The organism is Virgibacillus sp. W0181 (genome assembly GCF_051846915.1).
Classification (GTDB): domain Bacteria; phylum Bacillota; class Bacilli; order Bacillales; family Amphibacillaceae; genus JBPYCR01.
Map to the genome: position 1 here is coordinate 52458 of NZ_JBPYCR010000009.1, position 25628 is coordinate 78085.

Here is a 25628-nt window from a genome sequence, read left to right on the forward strand (position 1 = left end):
AAAATAATTGAATATAAGTGAAAAAGATATTCAAGCTTTGGTTGAAAAAGTCATTCAAAAAATCGATTCTCAAGTAACGGAGGTTGGCGAGCAAGCACAAACCGTTTCGTTAGGTAAAGGTGTCTTTGCAACCGTCAATGAAGCAGTGCAAGCTGCCAAAGTCGCAAACGAGAAAATGAAAGAGACTTCGCTTGAAACGCGCAAGCAAATGATTCAAGCCATGCGCGATACAAGTATGGAACATGCCGAAGAACTTGCAAAGATCGCTGTTGAAGAAACGGGTTTAGGCCGCGTGCAGGACAAAATCGCCAAAAACGTATTGGCTGCGGAAAAAACTCCAGGGACAGAAGATTTAAATAGTCAAACGTATACAGGTGATAAAGGATTAACACTTGTTGAGTATGCCCCATTGGGAATTTTCGGAGCAATTACGCCAACGACAAACCCGGGGGCGACAATCATTAACAATAGTATTTCACTCGTCGCTGCAGGTAATGTAGTCGTGTATAATCCACACCCAAGTGCAAAGCGTGTTTCTCTCAGAGCGATGCAGCTATTGAATGAAGCAATCGTAAATGCTGGAGGACCGGAAAACGTCCTTACAGCTGTGGCTGAGCCGACGATTGACACGAGCCAGGAAGTCATGAACCATGCCGATATTAATGCGCTGGTCGTTACTGGCGGGGGTGCGGTTGTCCAAGCGGCAATGAGCACCGGAAAGAAAGTAATCGCCGCAGGTCCAGGAAATCCGCCTGCTGTAGTGGATGAAACAGCAGATATTCCAAAAGCAGCCAAAGATATTGTTGTTGGAGCAAGTTTTGACAATAATATTTTATGTACAGCCGAAAAAGAAGTATTTGTCGTTGAGGAAGTAGCGAATAAATTAAAGGCAGAGATGGTAAAAAATCATGCTGTTGAGCTCAAGTCCTTTCAACTGGATAAGTTGCTGAAAGTCGTGCTCGTCGAAAAAAATGGTCGCTTCTATCCGAATAAGGATTATATTGGAAAGGATGCTTCCGTTTTATTAGAAGCTGCAGGACTTCCAGCAGACCCTTCTATTAAATTAATCATAACGGAGACAAGCTTCGACCATCCACTTGTCCAAAAAGAAATGTTGATGCCGATACTCCCGATTGTCAAAGTTCCTTGTGTGGACAAAGCGATCGATCTAGCCTATCAAGCTGAAAAGGGTAATCGCCATACCGCGATGATGCATTCGCAAAATATCGCCAACGTAACGAAAATGGCACAAAAAATTGAAGCTACTATATTTGTTACCAACGGCCCTTCTGTTGCCGGACTTGGTGTTGACAGTGAAGGATTTACAACGTTAACAATTGCGGGTCCAACAGGGGAAGGGTTAACGTCAGCAAAAACATTTACAAGACAACGTCGTTGTGTGCTCGTTGACGGACTACGAATTATTTAAGGAGTGACAAGAGTGAGCGAAAACCAAAAGGAAGAGAAAGTTCAAAAAGCAGCTCCTAAAGCAAAGAAATCAACAACAAAAGTAGCAAGCGAAATTAAAGGAGGAAGTAAAATGACAAAAGAAGCATTGGGTATGATTGAAACAAAAGGTTTAGTAGGTGCAATCGAAGCATCCGACGCCATGGTGAAAGCAGCAAATGTGGAATTAGTTGGGAAGGAATTGGTAGGTGGAGGCATTGTTACGGTAATGGTACGTGGTGATGTAGGCGCTGTAAAAGCAGCAACAGAAGCCGGTGCTGAAGCTTGTCAGCGTGTAGGTGAACTGATTTCTGTTCATGTCATCCCACGTCCAAACAGTGAAGTAGAATCCATTTTGCCGGTTTCCAAGTAGAATAAGGTACACATATGGAAAAACAAGTGGAAAGCATTGTTCGACAAGTCGTCGAGGATGTTTTAAGAAAAAAAGGATTTGCGAAAAACGAAAGACGACAGCTCGTTATTGCAAACTGGAAAATGAACATGACGCTTGAAAAGGCGGAAGTGTTTCTTGAACAACTCTGTGATAATGGTGAAAATAGAACGAATGATGTTGTCATTTGCCCACCCTATACATTACTTTATCCGATGAACAAATTACTGCAAAAGAGAAGCAAAACAATTGGGCTGGGTGCACAAAACCTTCATACTGCACACGAAGGAGCACATACTGGAGAAATATCCGCAGCAATGCTGAAAGAACTGGATTGCCAGTATGTGATTGTCGGTCATTCGGAAAGACGTGCTGCCGGTGAAACGGATGGAATGGTTCATGAAAAGATAAAACGGGCGTTGGAGATAGGATTAAATCCAGTCATATGTGTCGGTGAAACAATCGAACAAAGGGAACAGGGCTTTACCAATGAAGTGGTGAATCATCAACTCCTGCAAGCTTTGGAAGGGATAAACGACTTCTCAAAACTTATTATCGCTTATGAACCGGTATGGGCTATCGGAACCGGTCGATCGGCGTCACCTGACGAAGCTCAAACCGTTCATGAAGCCATTCGTCTAACATTAAGTGAAATTTGTGGCACGGATTCGGAGGCAATGCCCATTTTATATGGAGGTTCAGTAAAACCCGACAATGCAGGCATCTTATCAAACATGAAGGATATTGATGGCTTTCTTGTTGGTGGCGCAAGTTTAGTAGCTAATGATTTTCAGAAGATCGTTGGAACGCTTCGTAAGGGGATGGATAGTTGATGAAAAAAATTGCCATTGGAAGTGATCATGGTGGATTTGAACTAAAGGAAAAAATCAAAAAAGAGTTAACCGAAAAAGGGTATGAAATTGTTGATTATGGCTGTAATGAAGGAGAATCGGCTGACTATCCAGATATTGCCTTCCTCGTTGCAGAAAGTGTCGCAACTAATGACGATTACGTCGGAATTATTATAGACGGTGTCGGCATTGGAAGTGCGATGACTGCAAATAAAGTACCGGGAGTACGCTGTGCAGTTTGTTGGGATCTCTCCTCTGTTATTAACAGTAGAGATCATAATAATGCAAATGTCCTTTCAATCGGAGGTCAAACATTAGGCCCGGGACTCGCCGTGCAAATGGTTAACAAATGGTTGGAGACTGATTTTTCCGGAGGTCGCCATGATCGCAGAGTAACAAAGATGATGGAAATTGAAAGTCGTTTTATTGGACGAGGAAAGTAGGTCTTTGTTATGTATATCGGCAAAGTCGTAGGCAACGTCGTTTGTACACAGAAAGATGAAGGATTAAACGGGTTAAAATTAATGGTCGTCCAGCCGTTAAAAGATGACCTTACTCCAAAAGGAAAATTGCAAATTGCTATTGATACGCTGGGACAGGCAGGAAAAGATGATATTGTTTATTTAGCGAAAAGCGGCGAGTCGAGCTTACCGCTTAAAAAGCAAAAAGAACTCGTTCCATCAGACGCAGGGATTATGGGAATAATTGATTACTATCATATACAAGACCAAGGAGGAAACAAAGATGAATAACGCATTGGGAATGATTGAAACAAAAGGATTAGTAGGGGCAGTAGAAGCAGCAGACGCCATGATGAAAGCAGCAAATGTGGAACTAGTTGGGAAAGTTCAAGTCGGTGGTGGCCTTGTAACAGTAATGGTCCGTGGAGATGTTGGTGCTGTGAAAGCTGCGACAGAAGCAGGTGCTGAGGCAGCCGGACGTGTCGGTGAATTCTTATCTGTGCATGTGATCCCACGCCCACATCAAGAAGTCGAGAAAATGTTGCCTAAGCTATAATGAAGCTGGCTAAAGTAATCGGGAATGTCGTTTCTACCGTCAAGACCGAAAGCCATCACCGGTTAAAACTAATGATAGTCGAGCCTGTTGATCAGAACGGCCGAACGATTGCCGATTCATTTATTGCGGTCGACCGCGCACAGGCTGGGGCTGGGGATTATGTCCTGATTATGGAAGAAGGCGGGTCAGCCCGGAAAATATTGAACGATCCTGAAGGTGCGGTAGACGCCATTATCGTAGGTATTGTAGATAAAATTGAAGAAAGACCTGAATAAGGAAATTATACATCGGAGGTGAGTTCAGGTGAGTGTGGAAATGGAAAAATTAGTTGAACAAATTACAGCACAAGTAATGAATAAAATTTCAAGTAATAATGAAGCACAACCAAATGAAACGAAACCTGCTGTAAGTAAACCTGCAGCTTATCAAAATAAAATCATCACCGGAGCACAAATAGCCCGGATGATTGACCATACATTATTAAAACCTGAAGCTACGAAGGAACAAATTATAACATTGTGTGAGGAAGCGGTAGAATATCAATTTGCAACGGTTTGTATTAATCCTGGCTGGGTACCAACAGCGGCAAAAGAACTGGAAGGCACAAATGTAGGAATCACAACAGTTATTGGCTTTCCATTAGGTGCAACAAGTACATTTACCAAAATTTCTGAGACACGTGATGCAATAGCGTCCGGAGCAACGGAAGTTGATATGGTTATTAACATTGGGGCACTGAAATCAGGTGACCATGATACTGTGAAAAAAGACATTGAAGGTGTCGTTCTCGCCGCAGGTGGTCAGGCAGTCGTAAAAGTAATTATTGAAACCGGCTTTTTGACAGAAGAGGAAAAGAAAAAGGCTTGCATGCTTTCTAAAATGGCCGGAGCTGATTTTGTGAAAACGTCAACCGGATTCGGGCCAGGCTGTGCCACACCGGAAGACATCGCATTGATGAGAGAAACCGTTGGGCCAGACTTGGGCGTCAAAGCTTCTGCATGTGTCAGAGACCTTGATACAGCTAGAAGTATGATTGCAGCAGGAGCTACTCGAATTGGTGCAAGCTCTGGTAAAGAGATTGTTAAAGGCGGTAAAGGCAGCGGATATTAACGTATAGGCTGTCTCGAAGTGTCAAAAAAACCTCTATATTATTACAATCGAATAAAGTTACAAAAAGGTGGCATGGAAATATAAAATTTATTTTTGTGCCACCTTATTATATTTATTTTCGATAGTTAGATCAAAGGCTTTTCTTTTCTATGCGAGATGGATTAATTACGTTTGACCTTATCATCGTGCATATTTAAAAAGTATTTTCCTTTAAATCTTTAGCAACTGTTAGTGGAGCCTCTGTCGTCTCAATGACTTCCTGAACGGTAAATCCTTTGGCGACTTCTTCTAAGACAAGCCCGTTTTCTGTTACTCGGATAACTGCTCTTTCGGTAATGATTTTATTTACTACACCCATACCAGTCAGAGGAAGCGTGCATTTTCTTAGGATTTTCGCATCTTCATTTTTCGTTACGTGATCCATTATAACAATGACCTTCTTGGCGCCATTAACGAGATCCATTGCACCGCCCATGCCTTTAATCATTTTACCTGGAATCATCCAATTGGCAAGATCGCCAGTTTCTGACACTTCCATGCCTCCAAGGATGGCCACATCGATATGACCTCCGCGGATCATAGCGAATGATTCGGCATTATCGAAAAATGCTGCTCCCGGAATGGTAGTAACGGTTTCTTTTCCGGCATTTATCAAATCCGGATCAATTTCCGCTTCCGTGGGATATGGTCCAGTACCAAGCAAGCCATTTTCCGATTGAAGAATAACTTGCTTATTGTCGGATATATAATTTGCAACGAGTGTTGGCATGCCAATTCCTAAATTGACATACGAGCCATCCAGTATTTCTTTCTCGGCCCGACGTGCAATTTTTTCGCGATTAGCTACTTTCTTTACAGTCATTTTAACACCTCTTTCTAAAAGTAGTATGAAACTATTCGTTTTACCGAGTTAGTCTGATGTGAACAGAATCAAGCAGTTACAGTTCGTCTTTCAATTCGTTTTTCCTGATCTCCTTGAACGATTCTTTGTACATAAATACTCGGTGTATGGATGGTATTAGGATCCAGTTCTCCGGTTTCATGAATTTCTTCTGCCTCAGCAATCGTTATTTTCCCTGCAGCAGCAATAATTGGGTTAAAGTTTTGCGCTGTTTTGTTATAAATTAAATTGCCCATTTTATCCGCCTTCCACGCCCGTACAATGCTGAAGTCGGCGATTAGTGCTTCTTCCAATACGTATTCTTTGCCGTTGAAGTTACGAGTTTCTTTCCCCTCTGCAATCGGGGTTCCTACGCCGGCTGGGGTATAAAAGGCGGGAATCCCTGCACCACCTGCCCGGATTTTTTCGGCGAGCGTTCCTTGCGGAGTCAGTTCAACCTCGATAATGCCATCTATTACCTGTCGTTCAAAAGCTTTGTTTTCGCCTACATATGAGCCGATCATCTTTTTGACTTGTTTGTTTTTAAGCAATAAGCCAAGCCCCCAATCGTCAATGCCACAATTGTTGGAAATGATCGTTAAATCTTTTACATTTTTCTCAACAAGGGCGAGTATCGCATTTTCGGGAATTCCACATAGACCAAATCCTCCAACCATCAGGGTGGAACCGTCTTCGATATCTGCAACAGCTTCTTTGAACGTAGAATATACTTGTTTAATGATAAAAACCTCCTTTATACCAACTTGCTCTAGTCTGTTATAATTTTATAGATATATTATAGCGTGAATATATATTACCTTCTTTTTGTTGTAAAGATATGAAAAAACGATGATTCTCTTACTTAAATACGAGAATCATCGTTTGTTGAATAGAATCAAGAATGTTCGTCCGTTAGAACTGTTTTTGCGATCGCTTCATCCAATGCTTCGAATTCATCGAGATTAATTGTTTCATATAGCTCTTTTCGTGTTTGCATGTCCTCTATACCATTTTCTTGCGTGCCTTCCGTTTTGATTAATTGGAAAATCCGTTCATATGCTTTTGCGGCAACACGTAAGGAAGTAACGGGATAGATAACCATGGAGTAACCCATTTCTTCAAATTCGCCCGCTTTTATAAATGGCGTTTTTCCGAATTCGGTCATGTTTGCTAACAGAGGAACATCAACCTTTTCACTAAATAAGCGAAACTCCTCCTCTGTATGAAGTGCTTCGGGGAATATACCGTCTGCACCTGCTTCGATGTACAATTCGATTCGTTCAAAGGCGGCATCAATCCCTTCTACAGCCCTTGCATCGGTACGTGCGATAACGACAAGCGATGGGGCTGCTTTTTTGATCGCCTTTATTTTATGAGCCATTTCTTCTTTTGGAACGAGCTGTTTTCCATTTAAGTGCCCGCACTTTTTAGGTAGTTGTTGATCTTCAATTTGCACCGCCGCTACATTTGCTTCCACCATTTCCCGTGCGGTTCGGGCTACGTTCAGCACACCGCCAAATCCGGTGTCGATATCGACGAGAACAGGTAAATCAGTTGCTCGTACAAGATCTTTAGCTCGGTCGGCAATTTCTGTTGACGTAACAATGCCAAGGTCAGGTATTCCTTTGCTCGCTGTATATGCTCCACCGGATAAATAAAGCGCAGAAAATCCGGCGTTTTTTGCTGCAAGAGCCGCCATAGCATCATGAGCTCCGGGCATTTGTAATATTTGTTTTTCATTTATTAACTGTTTAAACCGATCTGCCAAAACTTCCTGAGAGGATGGTTGGTCAACGATCCAGGCCATGGATGAACCTCCTTCTAATCTTAGTTGTTATTTATGGGTATTCGGAAATAAGTGTGCGATATTAGCATTACTCATTTTTATTTTTCATGTTCCATATGATAATCCGAATACCCTTAATTTTTGCAAGCGTGAAAACTATAAAGGTTTTGTATTACTTTTGAACAAATAAATCGAGAAATTCGTTTACATTCATTGCATCTAAATTTTCTTGATCAGAAAAAGCAGCTTCAATCGTTTTTCGCTGTTTCATAGTATAGTGAACAGCTAAATTGTTAGCGAATTTTTCATCAATTTGTGGATATGCCTCATCTCTTCTGAAACGGTGACCGAGTGGATATTCACATTCAATCATTTCGGTTGCTGTACCATCCGTAAACTGAACTTGTACAGCATTGGCAATAGAACGTTTATCTGGATCTAAATAATCTTTTGTATATTGTTCATTTTCCGTAACGACCATCTTCTCCCTCAATTCATCAATTAACGGGTCAGCAGCAAATTCATGCTCATAATGCTCTGCGACGATATTTCCTTCCATTAAAGCGATGGCTGTAATGTACTGGAGACAATGGTCACGGTCAGCCGGATTATTTAATGGTCCTTTTTTATCAATAATTCGAATTGCTGATTCATGTGTTGAAATAACGATTTTATCGATTTCCTTCAATCGACCCTTTACTTGTGGATGCAATTGAATGGCCGCCTCCGCCGCTGTTTGTGCGTGGAATTCAGCTGGATAAGAAACTTTAAACAGAACATTTTCCATCACGTATGATGCCATCGGTCTGGCGAGCTTAACGGTTTGTTTATTAAACAAGACATCCTGAAAACCCCATTCTGGAGCGGTAAGAGCACTTGGATAACCCATTTCGCCTTTGACTGCGAGTAATCCCAGAAAGACTGCACGGCTCGTTGCATCTCCTGCTGCCCACGACTTCCTCGATCCGGTATTTGGTGCATGACGATATGTGCGTAAACTTGCATTGTCGATCCAGGCGTTAGAAAGAGCATTAATGATCTCTTCACGTCCACCACCGAGCATTTTTGTCGCTACTGCAGTGGAAGCAATTTTTACAAGTAACACATGGTCAAGGCCGACACGATTAAAGCTATTCTCTAACGCAAGGATGCCTTGTATTTCATGTGCTTTAATCATCATTTCCAGTACATCATGAACGGTTAGGGGATTCTTTCCTTGTGCTAAACGATGCTGGCTGACGTAATCGGCTACAGCTAAAATACTTCCTAAGTTATCAGAAGGATGTCCCCATTCTGCCGCGAGCCATGTATCATTATAATCAAGCCAGCGAATAATTGCCCCGATATCGAAAGCTGCTTTGACAGGATCGAGCACATGTGTCGTCCCAGGAACTCGCGCCCCGTTCGGAACGGATGTACCGGGAACGATAGGACCGAGAACTTTCGTGCATTCCGGATAACGAAGTGCTAAAATACCGCATCCTAAGGAATCTTTTAATACGTAGCGAGCGGTCGTATAAGCTTCCTCACTCGTAATTTCCTTGTTTAATACATAGTCGGCGATTTCCTCCAACAATTGATCGGCTGTATTTGTTTCTACCTGCAATATACTCTTCCTTTCCCCATATTGTTGTTTGTTATGTCGAATCATGCTACAATTTTTAGTTGGCGGGCGGAATTCAACTCCCCAGTTGATCTACTTATACTGCTCGCCGATATAATTGACACGTGGTCTGAAAAGTCGATTATTTGCATGCTGTTCCGTTATATGTGCACACAACCCTACAGTCCTAGCACTGAAGAAGATTGGTGTATACAATTCAATTGGAATGCCAAGCTTCCAATAAACCGGAGCTGCATAGTAATCTAAATTCGGATATAAGTTCTTTTCCTCCTTCATAATGTCTTCGCCTGCTTGACACATTTCAAGAAGTGTATAATCTCCTTCTTCTTCACACAACTCCTTTAATGATTCTTTCATAATCAATGCGCGAGGATCCATTTTTCGCATGTAGACACGATGGCCAAAACCCATAATTTTTTCTTTATGATGGAGCTTTTTCATAATGAGTTCTTCAAAGTCTTGTACGGATTCGGCTTCAAGCAACATATACATGACCGCTTCGTTTGCGCCACCATGCAAGTTACCTTTCAAGGATGCGACGGCTCCGGTTAAAGCACCGTACATATCAGAATTCGTCGACGCGATAACTCTTGCGGCAAAAGTGGAATTTGGCATCTCGTGTTCACTATATAGCAATAGGGAACGATCAAATATTTCACTTTCTTTTTCTGTTGGAACTTTCCCGGTTATCATGTATAAAAAATTAGCACTGTAAGATAAATCCTGACGTGGCGGTACTGGATCTTTTCCATTCAGGATGCGGTAGCTGTTAACGGTGATCGCAGGTATTTTGGCCAAAAATTCGTAGCCACGACTGTTGTTCGTTTCTTGAGACCGATCATCGAGTTTTTTGTCAAAGCCTGCAAGTCCGGAAATGCTCGTTCGTTGTCCGTCCATAGGATGTGTATCTTTCGGCAACATTTTTAACAGATCGTAAATGGTATTTGGGACGTCATAGTTTGTTTTTAATCGTTCTTCCAATTGCTTTTTTTCTTCTTGATCGGGTAAAGAACCTTCGAATAAAAGATGAACAATATCCAAGTAATCATTTGACTTTGATAATTCAATTAAGTCGTGACCTCGAATGACGATCTTCTCCAATTCCGTATCAAGTAATGAGATTGCCGTCTCAGACGCAATGACGCCATCCAGTCCAGGGGCAAATTTTGTTTCCGCTTTCATAGTATTCCTCCTCTAATGTAAGAACTTAGTTTTCTAAATCAATTTAATGCGTGTGGTAGGAAAGAAACATTTAATTATTTGTAATAATTCGAAGTAACACCTCCTGATCTTCATCTTTGCTTTTTCGGGAAATGTCTCTTTTACAATAAATGGTATGTATAATGATAGCATATCATTTGAATTTAAATATTTCAATAATTGCTAATGTTTGTGTTCCAGGAAAGTTGGATGAGACTAGATTTAAAATCATTAGCCATTAAAAATTGAAGATAACGTGAATAAACATCGTTTATAAAGTTTTAAGTCCTATCTTTGAAATTCAAATTTCAGTTAACTGGAATCAAAATACTTAATTAATAGTATTTACTTTTACAAAAAGAATGTTAAACTAATATGAAAACTGAATACTTGAAATTATTCCTTCGGGGTCGGGTGCAATTCCCAACCGACGGTGATGAAGCGTCTAGCTTCTTAGTCCGTGACCCGTGCGGCTCATTATGCCAAGCGGTGGACCTGGTGAAAGTCCGGGACCGACAGTTATAGTCTGGATGGGAGAAGGAATTTTGGATAGTCAAGCATCTAATAGTGGGCATTTATTAATGATACGGATAGTAGTATTTATTTTTAAACGTTCTGTTGTCCGGAGTGAAATGCGTAATAATACGTTTATTTCAAACATAAATGTCCATTGACTAGAAGTCTATTTATTTTGCTTGCTTATCTTAAAATTCGATCCTAACGCCTCTGAAGTGTATTCAGGGGCTTTTTATTATGCAAAAACAGAAAGGAGAGCTATGTTAAACGATCATTATTACATGAATTTTGCTTTGTCACTTGCGAACATGGCTTATGGGCAAACAAGTCCGAATCCTCCAGTTGGTGCAATTGTCGTTAGAAAAGGGGAGGTTTTAGGTTTTGGCGCTCATTTAAAGGCCGGAAATGCCCATGCGGAAGTGTATGCATTACAAATGGCTGGATCAAAAGCAATGGGAGCTACTTTATATGTAACATTGGAACCGTGCAGTCATTACGGTGAAACGGCTCCGTGTGTGGATCTGATTATCGAAATGGGTGTGCAAAGGGTTGTTGTTGCAATGGTCGACCCGAATGAAAGGGTAAAAGGTAAGGGGATAGTTGCCCTAGAAAAGGCAGGGATAGAAGTAGATGTTGGTGTTTCACACAAAGAAGCGCAGAAAATGAACGAAGCATTTTCTCATTTTGTAGAGACAAAAACACCTTTTGTCACTGTTAAAACAGCCACTAGCTTAGACGGTAAGACAGCAACAGTCACTGGGGAGAGCAAATGGATAACCGGGAAAGAGGCACGTCTAGATGTGCACCACCATCGGCACTTGCATGATGCCATCCTTGTGGGTGTTAATACAGTAATAGTTGATAATCCAAGTCTTACCACTCGTTTGCCAAACGGAGGAAAAAATGCGGTACGGGTCATTTTGGATACGCATTTGCGCACGCCAGTTCATGCAAAAGTTATTACAGATAAGGAGTCCGATACGTGGATTTTTACAGGTTGTCATGTGTCGGAAAAACAAAAGAAGATGTATGCAAAACACGAGCGTATACAAATCATCACATTGGAAACTGAAACGGTATCTATTAAAGAAGTACTGAAAATATTAGGGCAGAATGGGATCATGTCTTTATTTGTAGAAGGCGGTGCGGAAATTCATGGTTCATTTTTAAAAGAAAAGCGAATAAATCAGTTGATTGCTTATATTGCCCCAAAGCTGCTTGGCGGTAAAAAAGCAGCCCCTTCCATTGCTGGTGAAGGTTTTCAATCTATAGCGGATAGCTGGAATTTGAGTATCGACAATGTGGAAAGAGTTGGAGAGGATATTAAAATTACAGCTGTGCCTGAAAGGACGGATAGCGATGTTTACGGGGATTATTGAGGAAAAAGGAAACATAAAAACGATACAGAAAACATCTGAACAATCGATAACAATGACTATTGGGGCCGTGAAGGTTTTGGAAGATGTAACAATTGGGGACAGCATCGCTGTAAATGGGATTTGTTTAACGGTGACAACCTTTTCTTCCAATGACTTTCAAGTGGATGTAATGCCGGAAACAATTAAGTCGACATCTTTAAACGACCTGATAACAGGATCGGAAGTAAATTTAGAGCGCGCAATGAGGGCGGATAGTAGATTTGGCGGGCATTTTGTTTCTGGTCATATCGACGGTGTTGGTGAAGTGATGAGGAAGGAAAAGACGGCAAATGCTGTTTACTATGATATTAAAGTATCGACTGAATCTCTCGATCTTATTCTGGAAAAAGGCTCGATTGCAGTCGATGGCATTAGCTTTACCATATTTAATGTACGTTCGAATATAGTTACGATTTCGCTTATTCCTCATACCGTTGCAGAAACGACGCTCGGGCAAAAATCGGTAGGTGATATCGTGAATATTGAATACGATATGCTAGGGAAATATGTGCAGCACATGCTTCGTGCCCGACTATCCAATCAAACAAATGGAATTAACGAAGAACTTTTGAAAAACACCGGCTTCATTAATGAATGATGTGGAGTCGGAAAATGACGGAGGTGTTTGTATATGTTTCATACGATCGAGGAGGCAATGACCGATTTAAAAGCAGGTAAACCAATAATTGCAGTCGATGATGAGGATCGGGAAAATGAAGGAGATCTCGTCACATTATCAGAAAAAGTGACACCGGAAATAATCAATTTTATGATAACCCATGGAAAAGGGCTCGTATGTATGCCGATCACTAACGACCTAGCAGCGGAAATGAAGCTTCCAATGATGGAGCAGGAAAATACGGATCCATTCGACACTGCTTTTACTGTGAGTGTTGATTATAAAAATACAACAACTGGAATAAGTGCGAAGGAGCGCGCAGATACAATCAAGATGTTGATAGACACCAACGCAAAACCTGAACACTTTAGAAGGCCCGGCCATGTTTTCCCACTCATCGCAAAGAATGGTGGTGTATTGACTCGTTCCGGGCATACAGAAGCGGCAGTAGACTTGGCAAAACTTTGCGGTGCATTTCCTTCGGGAGTCATTTGTGAAATTATAAATGGGGATGGGACGATGGCACGCGTCCCCGATTTATTAAAGATGGCTATTGAATTTGATCTTAAAATAATTACGATTAAAGATTTGATGATGTATCGGAAAAAGCATGAACAGCACGTGAAACGGGAGGTTATGACTACTTTACCTACCGAATATGGTGCATTCAATATGGTAGGTTATACGAACGATATAGATGAAAAGGAACATATAGCACTTGTAAAAGGAAATATTAATTCCGAAAGCACGATCCTCACGCGAATTCATTCGGAATGTCTGACAGGCGATGTTTTTAGCTCATATCGTTGTGATTGTGGACCACAACTACATCAATCACTTGCCGAAATAGAAAAAGCAGGCCGTGGTGTTTTAATTTATATGCGTCAGGAAGGTCGGGGGATTGGGTTAATCAATAAATTACGTGCATACGAGTTACAGGATGAAGGCTTGGATACGGTAGAGGCAAATGAACAATTAGGGTTTTTATCGGATATGAGGGATTATTGGCTTAGTGCACAAATTTTAAAGGATTTAGGCATCCACCAAGTTAATTTAATGACGAATAATCCGGCTAAAATTACAGCATTAGAGTCATTTGGAATAAGGGTTAATAAACGCCTTCCGATCGAGGTGGAATTGCGAAATGAAAATAGAATGTATATGCATGCCAAATGTGAAAAAATGGGGCACCTGCTGAATTTTCATCAATAAGGAGAGGGATTATCATGGATAAAGTGATTCAGGGAAGTGTCATCGGGACAGACCTTAATATAGGGGTTGTTGTAAGCAGATTCAATGATTTCATTACAAGTAACTTATTGACAGGGGCAGTCGATGCATTAAAACGCCATGGCGTTAAAGAGGAGCAGGTGGATGTCGTATGGGTGCCAGGGGCATTTGAAATTCCATTGACAGCACAACGGTTGGCGAAAAAGGACTATGATGCAGTTATTGCCCTTGGTGCTGTTATTCGAGGGTCAACACCTCATTTTGATTATGTTTGTGGGGAAGTTTCTAAAGGGGTTTCCAGTGTATCGCTTCAATACGAAAAACCGATCATTTTTGGTGTATTGACAACCGATACGATAGAGCAAGCACTGGAACGTGCAGGTACAAAGACAGGAAATAAAGGGGCGGAATCAGCAGTTGCCGCCATTGAAATGGCTAATTTATTAAAGGAAATATGATTTGGATGTAAAAAGGTATAAATTCACATTTTAATTAAAACCACATTTAGGCTTATTGTTTGAGCAGGACGTCGTTGATATGGTAGATGAAAGCCAAAAAAAGCTTAGGAAAAAGTAATTAAGCGGAGTAAAGAGAGATAAACAAAAGAAGTGCAGAAGTTAAAGTGCCCGACTGGTGCAGGTTTTCCGTCTCCAAGTCGGGCGCATGTAGTTCTATATATCTTTCTCCAATTGTGCTTTTCTTTTTTCAAATCCGGGTTTTCCTAATAATGCAAACATATTTTCTTTATATGCTTCGACACCAGGCTGATCGAATGGGTTTACCCCTAATAAATAACCACTTAATGCACAGGCTTTTTCAAAGAAGTAGACAGCATAACCGAATGAATAAGCATCCAATTCCGGCAATTCAATGACTAGATTTGGAACGCCACCTTGTTTGTGAGCAAGCAGTGTACCTTGCAATGCTTTTTGGTTTATTTCATGAATTGTATTTCCTGATAAGTAATTTAGACCATCTTCATTCGTCTCTGATTTTTCCACCTTTATTTCCTTTTTCGGTTCACTTACAGATAAGATCGTTTGAAAAAGATCGCGACGCCCATCTTGAATATATTGTCCAAGTGAATGAAGGTCTGTAGTATTGTTTACAGAGGCAGGAAAGACCCCTTTTCCATCTTTTCCTTCACTTTCTCCAAATAGTTGTTTCCACCACTCAGCAAAATAGTGTAATTGTGGTTCATAGTTAACGAGTATTTCGATTGTTTTTCCCTTGTTATATAAAATATTTCGAATTGCTGCATACTGATAAGCCGGGTTATCTTCAAGCGTAGGATTTGATAATTCTTTTCTGGCTGCTTGAGCTCCTTGCATCATTTGATCAATGGAAATTCCACTGGAGGCAATCGGTAATAAACCAACCGCACTTAATACCGAATAGCGCCCACCAATATCATCAGGAATAACAAATGTTTCATAAATCTCCTGATCTGCAATTGATTTCAATGCTCCTTTTTCCTTGTCAGTTGTGACATAGATACGCTTGCTGGCTTCTACCTTTCCGTATTTTTTTTCAATCATTTCTTTAAAGATACGAAAGGCGATTGCAGGCTCTGTCGTTGTCCCGCTTTTGGAAATAACATTAATTGAAACATCTTTATTTTTGAGAATATCCATTAATTCGCTTATATATGTCGAGCTCAAATGATGACCAACAAATATGACTTCTGGTGCTTGTCGCTTTTTTTTGGAAAGATGATGGCTAAATGTATGTGTCAGCATTTCAATCGCTGCTCGAGCTCCCAAATAAGAGCCTCCTACGCCAATTACGAGCAATACATCTGAGTCATCTTGTATTTTTTTTGCGCACTCCTTTATGCGTGCAAATTCAGCTTGGTCATAGGCTACGGGCAGGTCGATCCAGCCTAAAAATTGATTCCCCAAACCTGTTTTGTTATGTAAGTGGTCATGTGCTGATTGAACAGCATCATTCCATTGCCGCAGTTCAGTTATGTCAAAGAAATCTGTTGCATAATCGTAATTCAGTGTAATGTGTGTGATCTTGAACTCCCCCTGTAAAATTGTATTGAAAAACAGTTTTATTACGGTGAAACATCCGTGTGATTTCTATCTCGACATACAGGTTAGTAATTGAAATCATTGCTTTAGTATTCATTCTAAATAAAGAAACAGAAAACGTCTACAGCAACACACTATACTGCAGACGTTTAGGTAATGATATACAGCGGATTTCATGTAGCGAAGGGGAGATGTAGAGTGTCAATGTTTGTTGAAAAAGCGCACGAATGTTTGAGAGGTTTTAATGCAAGTTGCGAAGCGTTCGATAAATTAATTCGCTTTCATCATATTGCTTGTCATTTGTTGTAAAATCCGGCGCATGAGTAATAATTCCTCGGGTAATATTCCTTCGAGCAGCTTCGTCTGTTGAGTCTCCCAAATCTTTGACACTGGTTCTTGTAGCTCCTTGCCTTTTTGTGTTAAAAATACATTTATGCTTCTGGCGTCATTTTCCGCTTGTTTGCGATAGACAATATTATTTTGTTCTAGTTTTCTTAACATATTGCTTAACGTGGATGCTTCACACCCAATTTGCTTTCTCAGTTCAGTTTGGGTAATCCCGTCTTCTTCCCATAAAACACATAATGCAGATTCTTGTCCTACGTGAAGATTAATATCACGAAATTTTTCGGCATACTTTCTTCGTGTTTGCTTATTTAATGTTTGCAATAATTCTCTTATTTCATTTTCAATCATGCTATACTTCTCCTGTTAATTGTTAGTAACATAATTATATCAATTGATGATGAGGTGGTCAAAACAGCCTGCCTTTTGTTTGATTATACTAGTCATATTTATCAAGTAATAGGATTGGTTGACATTATTATTTATGTGCGTTTTAATTAGTGTACTAAATATTATTTAATAGGAAAGACACGTGATTGATTTATACATATTTACCTAAAGAACACGGGAGGTTTTATAAATGAAGTTGTCGATACTCGATTTAGCAACGATTTATAATGATGAAACACCATCACAATCATTGCAAAACTCGACAGAACTAGTGAAGTTGGCAGACCGTTTAGGCTATACGAGGTATTGGTTTGCAGAACATCATAATGCAACGTTTCAAATGAGTACGTCCCCCGATTTGCTAAGCGCACATGCAGCAGCTCTAACGAAGAATATTCGTATTGGTTCTGGTGGAATTATGATACCGAACCATAGTCCTTTGAAAGTAGTTGAGAACTTTTCTATCCTTGAGGCATTACACCCGGGTCGGATTGATTTAGGAATGGGGAGGGCATCAGGTACAGACGGAATTACCAATGCAGCCTTAAGGAATAACCATGAACCGTTAACTGGAGAAGCGATGATGAATCAATTGATGGAGATCTTTGCATTTTTTAATCGCGAATTTCCAGAAGGTCATCCATATCAAAATATAAATGCATCGCCTGACCCATCGTTAAGACCAGAGATATTCATGCTTGGATCCAGTGATGGAGGTATGCAAATTGCTTCCCAATTAGGGGTAGGTTTTGCCTTTGCGGGTCAAATTAATCCTGATTGGGCGGTATCAATGTTAAAAAAATACCGTGAAAACTTTAATGCCTCACAATATTTGGCACAACCGTATAGTATGCTATCAATCATTGTCATTTGCGCTGATACAGATGAAGAGGCAGGAGACATAGCAGGACCTGCAGAGTTGCAGTGGGCACGGTGGATGACAGGGCAATATAAATATGGACCACCAACATTAGAGGAAGCTCGCGCACACAAGTATACAAAAGAAGAAACGTTAGCGCGTGAGCAAAACAAAAATAAGTTTATTATCGGTAGTGCCGAAAGTGTAAAAAAACAATTAGAACAAATAGCAAAGGAAGCAGAAGTAGATGAAATAATGGTCGCTAATATGATTACAGATAAAGAAGCACGTCATAAATCATATTCGTTGTTGGCAGAAGCATTTAATTTATCTGCAAGTGCAGAATCTATTTAAGAGAGTCATGCAAAATAATCTCGAGGATTTAAGAGAGGAATTTATTTATGAACATGATGAAAGCAATTGTAAAAAAAAGTGAAGCGGATGCGACGTTTTCTCAAGAAGAAGTACGCGTACCGAAAATTCAAGCGAACGAATTACTCGTTCGTATCTGTGCAATAGGTGTCGGTATTCATGATGGCTACTTCTTGCCTAAAGACATGCAATTCCCTTATCCGATTGGCATTGAAGCTGCAGGGATCATTGAGGAAGTGGGGACTCAAGCCGTCGGATTCTCCACTGGCCAACGGATCGCTTTCGTAAGCATGATGCAACCAAAAGGTGGAGTATGGGCTGAATATGCGGTTGTTTCTAAGGACGCCTTAATTTTAAATATTCCTGATGATATGAATTTCACTACGGCAGCAGCGATTCCGGTCGCCGGTAATACGGTTTTAAAAGCGTTTCATTACTTGCCTCTAGAACAAGGTGATTCTTTATTCATTGCTGGTGCATCTGGCGCTATAGGAACATTCGCAATTCAATTGGCGAAAAAGCGAGGAATTCAAGTTGCCAGTTCTGCGTCATTAAAAAACCATGACTATATGCGTTCACTTGGCGCCGACTTTACTGTCGATTATCAGGACCCTCAGTGGCAAAATCAAGTGCAGGAATGGAGGCCAGGTGGTGTAGATGCTGCTCTAGCTATACAACCAAACACTGGAATGACTAGCATAGAAGCGGTTAAAGACGGTGGTGTTGTCGTGCCAGTTTCAGATTATCAACTGAGTAGTGAGCGTAATATCTCTATACATCCCCTTGTTCACCAGGTTGACATTAAGCAAGAACTAACAACGCTAATGGAACAAATTAAAAAGAATGAAATACAACTAACCATCGAAAAAATCTATCCATTTGCTAATGCTCTAGATGCTCTACAAAAAACAACGACACGTCGCGCACGGGGAAAAGTAGTCATTGACCTAGAGGTACAGTAAAAGAATTGTAAGAATGACTTTAAAGTCGTTTATCTCGAACGCTTGAAAAAAGGAATTATGAAACTTGCTAGGTGCTTAACTATCAGGGTAGAACATAGAAGATTGTGGAATACCTGATATATCAGAAACCGGCTCATAATCAAGTTGCATCAGACAAGTAAGTGCCAGGTGCAGAGGTTATTCTGAATACTTCTGTACCTGGCACTTCATTAAAATTACTTTCGGAAAGTCTCAATGAAATTAAGCGTGTTTAAACCAAACAATTTTAATGCGCTTTTGGCTCCCTTCACGCCATGACCAGCTTGAAAGTGTTTGAAAACTGCCCCAAGAAGAACGATGTTTACTAAAACCGCACCAATTCTAACGAATATTTTTCCGAATACAGACATTAACAAAAATACGGAACCAATTAATTCTAAAAGTCCAGCAAATCTCATTGTGTTCCTTGACAAATTAAACCCTTCTTCAAACTGTTTAGCTGCTTTGTCGTCATTTTTCACTTTTGGCAAGCTGCTTTTTATTAATTTATTTGCTACATATCCATTAGAAACATGTTTTAACATTATACTCAACCACTCTTTCTATATTTATTATTCTATCTTTTGCAAGATGTATTAAAATATAACACTAATTAATAAGATAATACCTTTCAATTAAACGCATAAATGTAGACTGTGTCAGTTAACTAACTATGACCAGCATTTAAGTGCGCTTGAATGTTGTTTTACGTGGTCAAGCTGAGAGTTAATTGCGTTATTCAAAAGCTTTTCAACCACACCTTAAATCTGACAACTTCAACAAAACAAAAACGCCCATACATATTGATGTATAAGCGTTTATAATAATGGAGCATACCGGGCTTGAACCGGTGACCTCTTGCGTGCCACGCAAGCACTCTCCCAACTGAGCTAATGCCCCGCAAAAATGAACACAACTATTATTATAGTGCTTTTTTAATTTTTTTCAACTATAAAAGAATGATTTTGTGTGAAAAGGTGATATAATTTCGGTTAGCTGTTCGAAAAAATATGGTTAAGTTGTATTAGGTTTTTAATTACGCGAGCCTCCGAGAATGGAATGTACGCACAAATGCACAGCCTCGTGAAGTTAAAGCGCCGTTTAAAACCAAAAGGCCGTGGCAAAGATTTTTAAATAGGTCAGAAAGTATAGAATTTTGTGCATAGCTGTCTAGTGTAAGCGTCCAGCCCCTCAAGGTCTTAAGCAATAACTCTTCGCGGCAATAAACGCCACTACGATTTCTTGCTTAAGCTATGCCTGAGGCTGACCAGGGCGCTTACGCTTTTTTTGAAAAGTGTTGGACTTAACAGCATAGTAGAAAGAATAGGTGATAGAATGCGGTTGGGGAAGAGAAAGAAGTCATTGTTGATCACTTCCGGTTTATTTTTATTTTTATTTATCATTGTTGCGTTATTAGCCTCGGGCATGCAAGGGTTTTTAATAGATGAAAATATCGCCTATTGGATGGAGCAATATACAGCACCACTTTTTACGGAGGCAATGCATTTTATTTCATTGATCGGTTCAAGTGAAATGATCTTGCTCATTACTGTAGTGTTAGGCCTGATTTTTCTATGGAAACGACACTGGCGCCATTTTTTCTTCTTTTTTACGCTGTCGGTTGGGGCGGTTATTTTAAACTTTTTATTAAAAATGATGATCCAGAGGGAACGTCCGGGAGAAGAAGCAAGTTATATAGAAGTGTTTAATATTTCATTTGACATGCAGTCCTACAGTTTTCCAAGTGGGCATGCAATGCGTGCTACGATATTGTTTTTGTTTTTAATATACTTAGCAGTTCGTTATATTAATAGCTTAGCATTAAAAGTCGTTGCTTGCGTCATACTCACTGGACTGTTGGTAGCTGTTGCTGTAAGTCGTATTTATCTTGATGCTCATTTTGCTACAGATGTGATTGGTGCAATTATCATATCCCTGTCATGGTTTTTTATATGTCTATATTTCTTTTATATCCCAAAAACAAATAAATACCGGTTTTATTTACGATAAATAAAAATCCTTCATTACCTGTCAGGTTATGAAGGATTTAATGTTTATTGGCAAGCTTCTTTTCCTCTTAATAGGCTGAAGCCGGGGATATGGAGGCTAAGAAAGATGTTTATCGAAGGTCTGTTCCAGGAAAAAGTTATTTTCTTCTCGATAAATCTTCATTTAAACTCGCCTCCAGCTTCTTGAAATATATTGTGTAGGAAAACCAAAAAATCACATAGATTACAATGAAAATGATAATGCTGATTAAAATGGGTTGAACCTTTAATGGAATCCACCCAATAAATAGGGCAATGGAAAAATAACAGGCAATGGACAAGCTGAAATGAATGATTGTCTTCTTTAACGGGCTCCAATTGTCATGTTCAAATATAAAAGAAGCAACCCCAAAGAAAATACCGAGAATGAAACTGGCGAGCATGGATTTCCAAATAACGGGTATATTCGTATTTAAGTTGTTGATCATGGCAATCGTTAAAAAGATAAATGTAAATATACCGCCATAAGCAATGCCGAGCATACTTCTTTTTATAACTTCAATAGTCGTAAACATTAGTCCATCCCTCCCGTTGCCAACTTTTCTTTTATAGGAGCCACATATTTTCTTGTAATATACTCTTTATTTTCACTTTGAAAGAAAACGCACAGATTTCCATTGAACGATAGCTCGAATCGTTGAATTTGATTAATGTTTCCGATGACTGATTTTGAAAAACGCATAAAGTCATGTCCTGCCAAAGCCTCTTCTACTTCGTATAACTTCATTTTAATTTCTAGCCGCTTATTACCCATCACGGCAAAGACTTTTCTGTTTTCTGCATAAATATAGTCTATTTTCGATGGATCAAGCAATACCGTTTGCTCATCGGAAATACCAAAGAGCCGCTGCGGTTTTCGTTTTTTAATCATGGAGACGATATCTTCCAGTTCTTTTGTCCATTCCTTAGCTTGAATGGTGATGGACGTATCCTCGTGTCTGTCATCAATATCAATGTTTACTTTCACTCTAATCCCCCCACTGTGGGTAGCGCTAATTTTTCGCTAGTTTTAAAAAATGTGGATAGCGAACAAATGCTGTAATAAATCCTATTATACCGAATGCAAACAGGATGGAAATAGCTAAGGCAAAATCGGAATACTGGATTGTACCTGTCATTGTGTTGGTAAAAGCCTGATGTGCCCAGTATTGTGGCAAAAATTTACTTATTGTTTTTATGATTTCCGGCATCATGTCAATAGGCATCCATAGTCCTCCGATTACGGCACCGCCGAGCGCAATCACTTGTGTAACAGCAATTCCCATATTATCGGTCTTGGCGATAAGTGCGAGCGCCATTCCAAGCCCGGTCACCGTAAACGTTAAAAAGATGGCTAGTATGACTAATAATAACGGTTCACGGAGCGGAACATCATAAACGAGTTTACCAAACAGCAGTAAAACAGTGATCTGGATTAAAACAATGATCATGTAAGGAATCCATTTTCCGAGTAAATATTGAAACGGTGAAAGTGGCGTGCTTGCAAGTCTTGCAGTCATCCCGTTATCACGGTCTTTTATAAATGTAGAAACCATGGTGATCATAATAAAGAACACGAACATGACCGCATATCCTGGGATAATGGAAACAATCATTTGTTCCTGAATTGTTTTTTCTACTCCTGAAGTTAACACGGATATAAATAAAACGGTAAAAATAATTGGTAAAATAAAAGTCCAAAAATAAATGCCGCGATCTTGCATCGTTTTTAATAGCTCAAGTTTTAAAATGGCCAACATTTTCTTTCACTCCTTTGTATATTTCAGATGAGTCATGAGAGGCGGTTTTATGCAATTGACTACTCACGCAGCGTACGACTTGTTAGTGAGAAAAATACATCTTCCATTCGCGGTTGAACAAGTTCAATTTTTTTCAATGGGGAAGCTTGCTTTCTACAGTTCACCAGAATTTTTTCCATCGCCAGTAATGGATTTCTTGTCATAATTAAAAAGCCATCTTGTTTTCGGTGTATATTCCCGACTGATTCAAGCAATTTTTCATCAATGCGTTGCCCTTCAACGTAAACGGACGGAGTAGCGTACTTGATGAGCAGTTCATCGACAGGTCCACTTTCAACGATCTTACCATGGTCAATAAATGCGACTTCATCACATACTTTTTCAATTTCTTCCATATAATGACTTGCGTATATTACCGTACGTCCTTCCTGCTTTAGCTTCTCAATCATATCGAAAATATATTGTCTCGATTGTGGGTCGATTCCTACAGTTGGTTCATCCATAATGATAACTTCCGGCTCATTCATAAGTGCACAGCCGATATTTAAACGGCGTTTCATTCCACCCGAAAAAGTGGAAACTTTATTATTTCCTCGTTCTGCTAATCCAATATAAGCAAGAACCGTTTCTGCGCGTTGTTTTAAATGGAATTTTCTTAGCCCATATAAACGCCCGAAGAAATATAGATTTTGTAAGGCAGTTAAACTTTGTTCCAAGCAAATTTCTTGAGGAACATAGCCGATTTTTTGTTTTATTTGCTGTAGTTTCTTTTGATGAAATTTCATTGTTCCACCATCACTTTGGATAATGGAAGTGATGATTTTTAATAGAGTTGATTTTCCTGCGCCATTCGGACCTGCCAGCCCAAAGCAGATACCTGCAGGAATGGATAGGGACACTCCATCTAATGCGGTCTCTTTTCCGTATTTTTTCGAGACATTGTCTATATGCAACATACAATGCAACCTCCTTCATCGAATAACTTCATTATGGATGAAGAAGAGTTTTTTTAATTCGTAATGTACATAACATGATTGATATTTGGAATAAGATGATGGAAATGGGGGATATGTTTAAAAAGGAAAAAAGCAGCAAGGGCAATAATGCCTTGCCGCCAGAATTACATATCATGCGAAGCGTCTTTTTTCTGACGAGAATGGTTTTTGTTTTTCACTTTATGAGATCCACTGAGTGGTTCTCCGTACGGTTGTTTTGGACTTTGTGGCAAGTCCGGATCTTTTTTTTGCTTCGGTCCTTTCGGTTTTCCTCCCATTGTTACTCACCCCCTAACAAGAGTGTTATCTTAATCATGAATCATATGTGGCAAATTGTTTAAAGGTTCGTTCGTTTTCAATCAGCCCACAGGCACCACATTGGATGCGGTATTTTGGTCCATTATAGGCCATGTGGAAGGGATTCATGTTATCTGATGTAAATTCATCCGTAATCGCACCAGTTTGGGGGTCAAGCTTAACCGGGCGATTGACTTGTTCAATCATATTGAATCTTGTCCGGTTTGTTTTGCAGTTCGGACAACGATAGGCATTGGACATGAAGAACACCTCCTTCATGTAGTATTCCACCATTTTTAGGTGATTATGAAAAAGAGTGTCAGCATTGCACACATAAATAAAAAACGATACTATAAAATAAATGCCTGTAAACGTTTTTAATTGGAGGGATATGGATGACAAGTAAAATTAAAGTAGGAATTGTAGGTTATGGCAATTTGGGGAGAGGAGCTGAAGCTTCGATCAGTCAGCAACCGGACATGGAGCTTGTTGCTGTGTTTTCAAGACGTGGAGCAGTTGACACACTTGATCCGAATGTAGCGTCTTTACATATTGATGAAGCGAAAAATTTTCAAGATAAAATTGATGTGATGATCTTGTGCGGTGGATCAGCAACTGATTTGCCGGAACAAACACCTGAGTTTGCCGCTATGTTTAATACGGTAGACAGTTATGATACACATGCAAAGATACCAGAATTTTTCGCCTCCGTTGATCCAGTGGCAAAGAAGAGTGGTAAAACGAGTGTTATTTCGGTCGGTTGGGATCCGGGGCTGTTTTCTGTAAATCGGGTCATGGCAGAAGCTGTGTTACCAAAAGGGGAAACGTATACCTTTTGGGGGAAAGGATTGAGTCAGGGACATTCCGACGCAGTTCGCCGAGTGGAAGGTGTGAAGGCAGGTGTGCAATATACACTTCCTTCAGATGAAGTAATCGAAAAAGTACGCAACGGTGAAAACCCGAAAGCATCTAAAAGTGAAAGGCATAAGCGAGAATGTTTCATCGTTGCGGAAGACGGGGCAAGCAAAGAGCAGATTGAAAAAACGATTAAAACGATGCCGAATTATTTTGACGAATATGAGACGACTGTAAACTTTATTACAGAGGAAGAGCTTAAAAAAGACCATGCTGCCATGCCGCATGGCGGATTTATCATCCATAGCGGGCAAACAGGTGAAGGTACTAATCAAATTTATGAGTTCAGCTTAAATCTGAATAGTAACCCGGCATTTACTTCTAGTGTCCTAGTTGCTTATGCTCGAGCTGCTCATCGGTTGAATAAGGAAGGCCAGACAGGTGCAAAGACTTGCTACGATATAGGTCCTGGCTATTTGCATCCAAAATCTGCAGCGGAGTTAATGAAAGATTATTTATAATAGATAGTGCAAATCTATACTTCATGGGAAAGAACCGGCGATTACCGGTTCTTTTTATCGTTAGTTTGCTTTTGTAGCATTGGTTAGAAGCAAAGGATCGCGC

30 protein-coding genes, 1 tRNA gene and 1 riboswitch are annotated in these 25628 nt (G+C 40.0%); of the genes, 16 read left to right on the forward strand and 15 right to left on the reverse strand.

The features are described from left to right. The first annotated feature begins 7 nt into the window (after nt 1–7). From ACLIBG_RS05785 to deoC, 8 genes are all read left to right on the forward strand, one after another. A complete protein-coding gene (locus tag ACLIBG_RS05785; protein WP_439311807.1) occupies nt 8–1429 on the forward strand; it encodes an aldehyde dehydrogenase family protein in 1422 nt (473 codons plus the stop codon). A 111-nt stretch (nt 1430–1540) separates the two neighbouring features. Then, entirely contained in the window at nt 1541–1819 is a 279-nt protein-coding gene (locus tag ACLIBG_RS05790; RefSeq protein ID WP_439311865.1) for a BMC domain-containing protein, read from the forward strand. A gap of 14 nt (nt 1820–1833) precedes the next feature. After that, a complete protein-coding gene (gene tpiA, locus ACLIBG_RS05795; RefSeq protein WP_439311808.1) occupies nt 1834–2670 on the forward strand; it encodes a triose-phosphate isomerase in 837 nt (278 codons plus the stop codon). Further along, nucleotides 2670–3131 (forward strand): ribose 5-phosphate isomerase B, encoded by a 462-nt coding sequence (gene rpiB, locus ACLIBG_RS05800; RefSeq protein WP_439311809.1) that lies wholly within the window; start codon nt 2670–2672, stop codon nt 3129–3131. Before tpiA ends, rpiB begins: the two co-directional genes overlap by 1 nt. A gap of 9 nt (nt 3132–3140) precedes the next feature. After that, the gene (locus ACLIBG_RS05805; protein WP_439311810.1) at nt 3141–3440 is read left to right on the forward strand and encodes a EutN/CcmL family microcompartment protein; all 300 of its coding nucleotides are present in this window, start codon (nt 3141–3143) and stop codon (nt 3438–3440) included. Further along, a complete protein-coding gene (locus tag ACLIBG_RS05810; RefSeq protein ID WP_439311811.1) occupies nt 3433–3705 on the forward strand; it encodes a BMC domain-containing protein in 273 nt (90 codons plus the stop codon). Before ACLIBG_RS05805 ends, ACLIBG_RS05810 begins: the two co-directional genes overlap by 8 nt. Next, complete coding sequence (locus tag ACLIBG_RS05815) at nt 3705–3980, forward strand: EutN/CcmL family microcompartment protein (protein WP_439311812.1); 276 nt, start codon at nt 3705–3707, stop codon at nt 3978–3980. The genes ACLIBG_RS05810 and ACLIBG_RS05815 overlap by 1 nt, the downstream gene beginning before the upstream one ends. Nucleotides 3981–4167: 187 nt before the next feature. Beyond that, nucleotides 4168–4815 carry a deoxyribose-phosphate aldolase gene (deoC, locus tag ACLIBG_RS05820; protein WP_439311866.1) on the forward strand — a complete coding sequence of 216 codons (648 nt, stop codon included), beginning with the start codon at nt 4168–4170 and terminating at the stop codon, nt 4813–4815. 193 nt (nt 4816–5008) lie between these two features. Here deoC and ACLIBG_RS05825 read toward each other — a convergent pair whose 3' ends face one another. The 5 genes from ACLIBG_RS05825 to mmgD all read right to left on the reverse strand — a co-directional run bounded on the left by ACLIBG_RS05825 (nt 5009) and on the right by mmgD (nt 10287). Beyond that, complete coding sequence (locus ACLIBG_RS05825) at nt 5009–5677, reverse strand: 3-oxoacid CoA-transferase subunit B (RefSeq protein ID WP_439311813.1); 669 nt, start codon at nt 5675–5677, stop codon at nt 5009–5011. Between the two features lie 68 nt (nt 5678–5745). Further along, the gene (locus tag ACLIBG_RS05830) at nt 5746–6435 is read right to left on the reverse strand and encodes a CoA transferase subunit A (RefSeq protein WP_439311867.1); all 690 of its coding nucleotides are present in this window, start codon (nt 6433–6435) and stop codon (nt 5746–5748) included. Nucleotides 6436–6590: 155 nt separating this feature from the next. Next, entirely contained in the window at nt 6591–7502 is a 912-nt protein-coding gene (prpB, locus tag ACLIBG_RS05835) for a methylisocitrate lyase (protein WP_439311814.1), read from the reverse strand. A gap of 151 nt (nt 7503–7653) precedes the next feature. Continuing rightward, nucleotides 7654–9132: a bifunctional 2-methylcitrate dehydratase/aconitate hydratase gene (locus ACLIBG_RS05840; RefSeq protein ID WP_439311815.1), complete on the reverse strand. Its 1479-nt coding sequence runs from the start codon at nt 9130–9132 to the stop codon at nt 7654–7656. Between the two features lie 45 nt (nt 9133–9177). Next, entirely contained in the window at nt 9178–10287 is a 1110-nt protein-coding gene (gene mmgD / locus ACLIBG_RS05845) for a citrate synthase (RefSeq protein WP_439311816.1), read from the reverse strand. A gap of 414 nt (nt 10288–10701) precedes the next feature. Beyond that, nucleotides 10702–10851, forward strand: a riboswitch (FMN riboswitch). Nucleotides 10852–11081: 230 nt separating this feature from the next. On the opposite strand from mmgD, the gene ribD reads away from it, so the two are divergent. Genes ribD through ribH form a run of 4 tightly spaced genes read left to right on the forward strand, consistent with a single transcriptional unit; the run spans nt 11082 to nt 14546 of the window. Further along, nucleotides 11082–12200, forward strand: coding sequence for a bifunctional diaminohydroxyphosphoribosylaminopyrimidine deaminase/5-amino-6-(5-phosphoribosylamino)uracil reductase RibD (ribD, locus tag ACLIBG_RS05850; protein ID WP_439311817.1), 1119 nt, complete (start codon nt 11082–11084; stop codon nt 12198–12200). Continuing rightward, a complete protein-coding gene (ribE, locus tag ACLIBG_RS05855; protein WP_439311818.1) occupies nt 12181–12837 on the forward strand; it encodes a riboflavin synthase in 657 nt (218 codons plus the stop codon). The genes ribD and ribE overlap by 20 nt, the downstream gene beginning before the upstream one ends. A 33-nt stretch (nt 12838–12870) precedes the next feature. Continuing rightward, nucleotides 12871–14070 carry a bifunctional 3,4-dihydroxy-2-butanone-4-phosphate synthase/GTP cyclohydrolase II gene (locus tag ACLIBG_RS05860; protein ID WP_439311819.1) on the forward strand — a complete coding sequence of 400 codons (1200 nt, stop codon included), beginning with the start codon at nt 12871–12873 and terminating at the stop codon, nt 14068–14070. Nucleotides 14071–14084: 14 nt separating this feature from the next. After that, nucleotides 14085–14546 carry a 6,7-dimethyl-8-ribityllumazine synthase gene (gene ribH / locus ACLIBG_RS05865; RefSeq protein WP_439311820.1) on the forward strand — a complete coding sequence of 154 codons (462 nt, stop codon included), beginning with the start codon at nt 14085–14087 and terminating at the stop codon, nt 14544–14546. A gap of 213 nt (nt 14547–14759) precedes the next feature. On the opposite strand, the gene ACLIBG_RS05870 is transcribed toward ribH, so the two are convergent. After that, nucleotides 14760–16106, reverse strand: coding sequence for a glucose-6-phosphate isomerase (locus ACLIBG_RS05870; RefSeq protein ID WP_439311868.1), 1347 nt, complete (start codon nt 16104–16106; stop codon nt 14760–14762). Between the two features lie 288 nt (nt 16107–16394). Beyond that, a complete protein-coding gene (locus ACLIBG_RS05875) occupies nt 16395–16820 on the reverse strand; it encodes a MarR family winged helix-turn-helix transcriptional regulator (protein ID WP_439311821.1) in 426 nt (141 codons plus the stop codon). Between the two features lie 229 nt (nt 16821–17049). On the opposite strand from ACLIBG_RS05875, the gene ACLIBG_RS05880 reads away from it, so the two are divergent. Both ACLIBG_RS05880 and ACLIBG_RS05885 read left to right on the forward strand, forming a co-directional pair. Beyond that, complete coding sequence (locus tag ACLIBG_RS05880) at nt 17050–18072, forward strand: LLM class flavin-dependent oxidoreductase (protein WP_439311822.1); 1023 nt, start codon at nt 17050–17052, stop codon at nt 18070–18072. Nucleotides 18073–18119: 47 nt separating this feature from the next. Then, nucleotides 18120–19052, forward strand: coding sequence for an NADP-dependent oxidoreductase (locus ACLIBG_RS05885; RefSeq protein WP_439311823.1), 933 nt, complete (start codon nt 18120–18122; stop codon nt 19050–19052). Nucleotides 19053–19267: 215 nt separating this feature from the next. Here the strand turns inward: ACLIBG_RS05885 and ACLIBG_RS05890 are convergent, their stop codons facing one another. Both ACLIBG_RS05890 and ACLIBG_RS05895 read right to left on the reverse strand, forming a co-directional pair. Beyond that, complete coding sequence (locus tag ACLIBG_RS05890; RefSeq protein ID WP_439311869.1) at nt 19268–19618, reverse strand: hypothetical protein; 351 nt, start codon at nt 19616–19618, stop codon at nt 19268–19270. Nucleotides 19619–19897: 279 nt separating this feature from the next. Beyond that, nucleotides 19898–19970 (reverse strand) — tRNA-Ala (locus ACLIBG_RS05895). 441 nt (nt 19971–20411) lie between these two features. Here ACLIBG_RS05895 and ACLIBG_RS05900 point away from each other — a divergent pair. Further along, nucleotides 20412–21080 carry a phosphatase PAP2 family protein gene (locus tag ACLIBG_RS05900; protein ID WP_439311824.1) on the forward strand — a complete coding sequence of 223 codons (669 nt, stop codon included), beginning with the start codon at nt 20412–20414 and terminating at the stop codon, nt 21078–21080. A 136-nt stretch (nt 21081–21216) separates the two neighbouring features. Here the strand turns inward: ACLIBG_RS05900 and ACLIBG_RS05905 are convergent, their stop codons facing one another. The 6 genes from ACLIBG_RS05905 to ACLIBG_RS05930 all read right to left on the reverse strand — a co-directional run bounded on the left by ACLIBG_RS05905 (nt 21217) and on the right by ACLIBG_RS05930 (nt 24410). After that, entirely contained in the window at nt 21217–21633 is a 417-nt protein-coding gene (locus ACLIBG_RS05905) for a DUF3021 domain-containing protein (protein ID WP_439311825.1), read from the reverse strand. Continuing rightward, nucleotides 21633–22085, reverse strand: a complete 453-nt coding sequence (locus ACLIBG_RS05910) for a LytTR family DNA-binding domain-containing protein (RefSeq protein ID WP_439311826.1) — start codon at nt 22083–22085, stop codon at nt 21633–21635. Before ACLIBG_RS05910 ends, ACLIBG_RS05905 begins: the two co-directional genes overlap by 1 nt. A gap of 25 nt (nt 22086–22110) precedes the next feature. Then, nucleotides 22111–22857, reverse strand: coding sequence for an ABC transporter permease (locus tag ACLIBG_RS05915; RefSeq protein ID WP_439311827.1), 747 nt, complete (start codon nt 22855–22857; stop codon nt 22111–22113). Between the two features lie 59 nt (nt 22858–22916). Next, nucleotides 22917–23813: an ABC transporter ATP-binding protein gene (locus ACLIBG_RS05920; protein WP_439311828.1), complete on the reverse strand. Its 897-nt coding sequence runs from the start codon at nt 23811–23813 to the stop codon at nt 22917–22919. A 164-nt stretch (nt 23814–23977) separates the two neighbouring features. Continuing rightward, nucleotides 23978–24130 carry a small acid-soluble spore protein P gene (locus ACLIBG_RS05925; RefSeq protein WP_439311829.1) on the reverse strand — a complete coding sequence of 51 codons (153 nt, stop codon included), beginning with the start codon at nt 24128–24130 and terminating at the stop codon, nt 23978–23980. 34 nt (nt 24131–24164) lie between these two features. Further along, on the reverse strand, nt 24165–24410 hold the full coding sequence (locus ACLIBG_RS05930) for a DNA alkylation repair protein (RefSeq protein ID WP_439311830.1): 246 nt from the start codon (nt 24408–24410) through the stop codon (nt 24165–24167). A 134-nt stretch (nt 24411–24544) separates the two neighbouring features. On the opposite strand from ACLIBG_RS05930, the gene ACLIBG_RS05935 reads away from it, so the two are divergent. After that, on the forward strand, nt 24545–25525 hold the full coding sequence (locus ACLIBG_RS05935; RefSeq protein ID WP_439311831.1) for a diaminopimelate dehydrogenase: 981 nt from the start codon (nt 24545–24547) through the stop codon (nt 25523–25525). Nucleotides 25526–25628 lie beyond the last annotated feature (103 nt).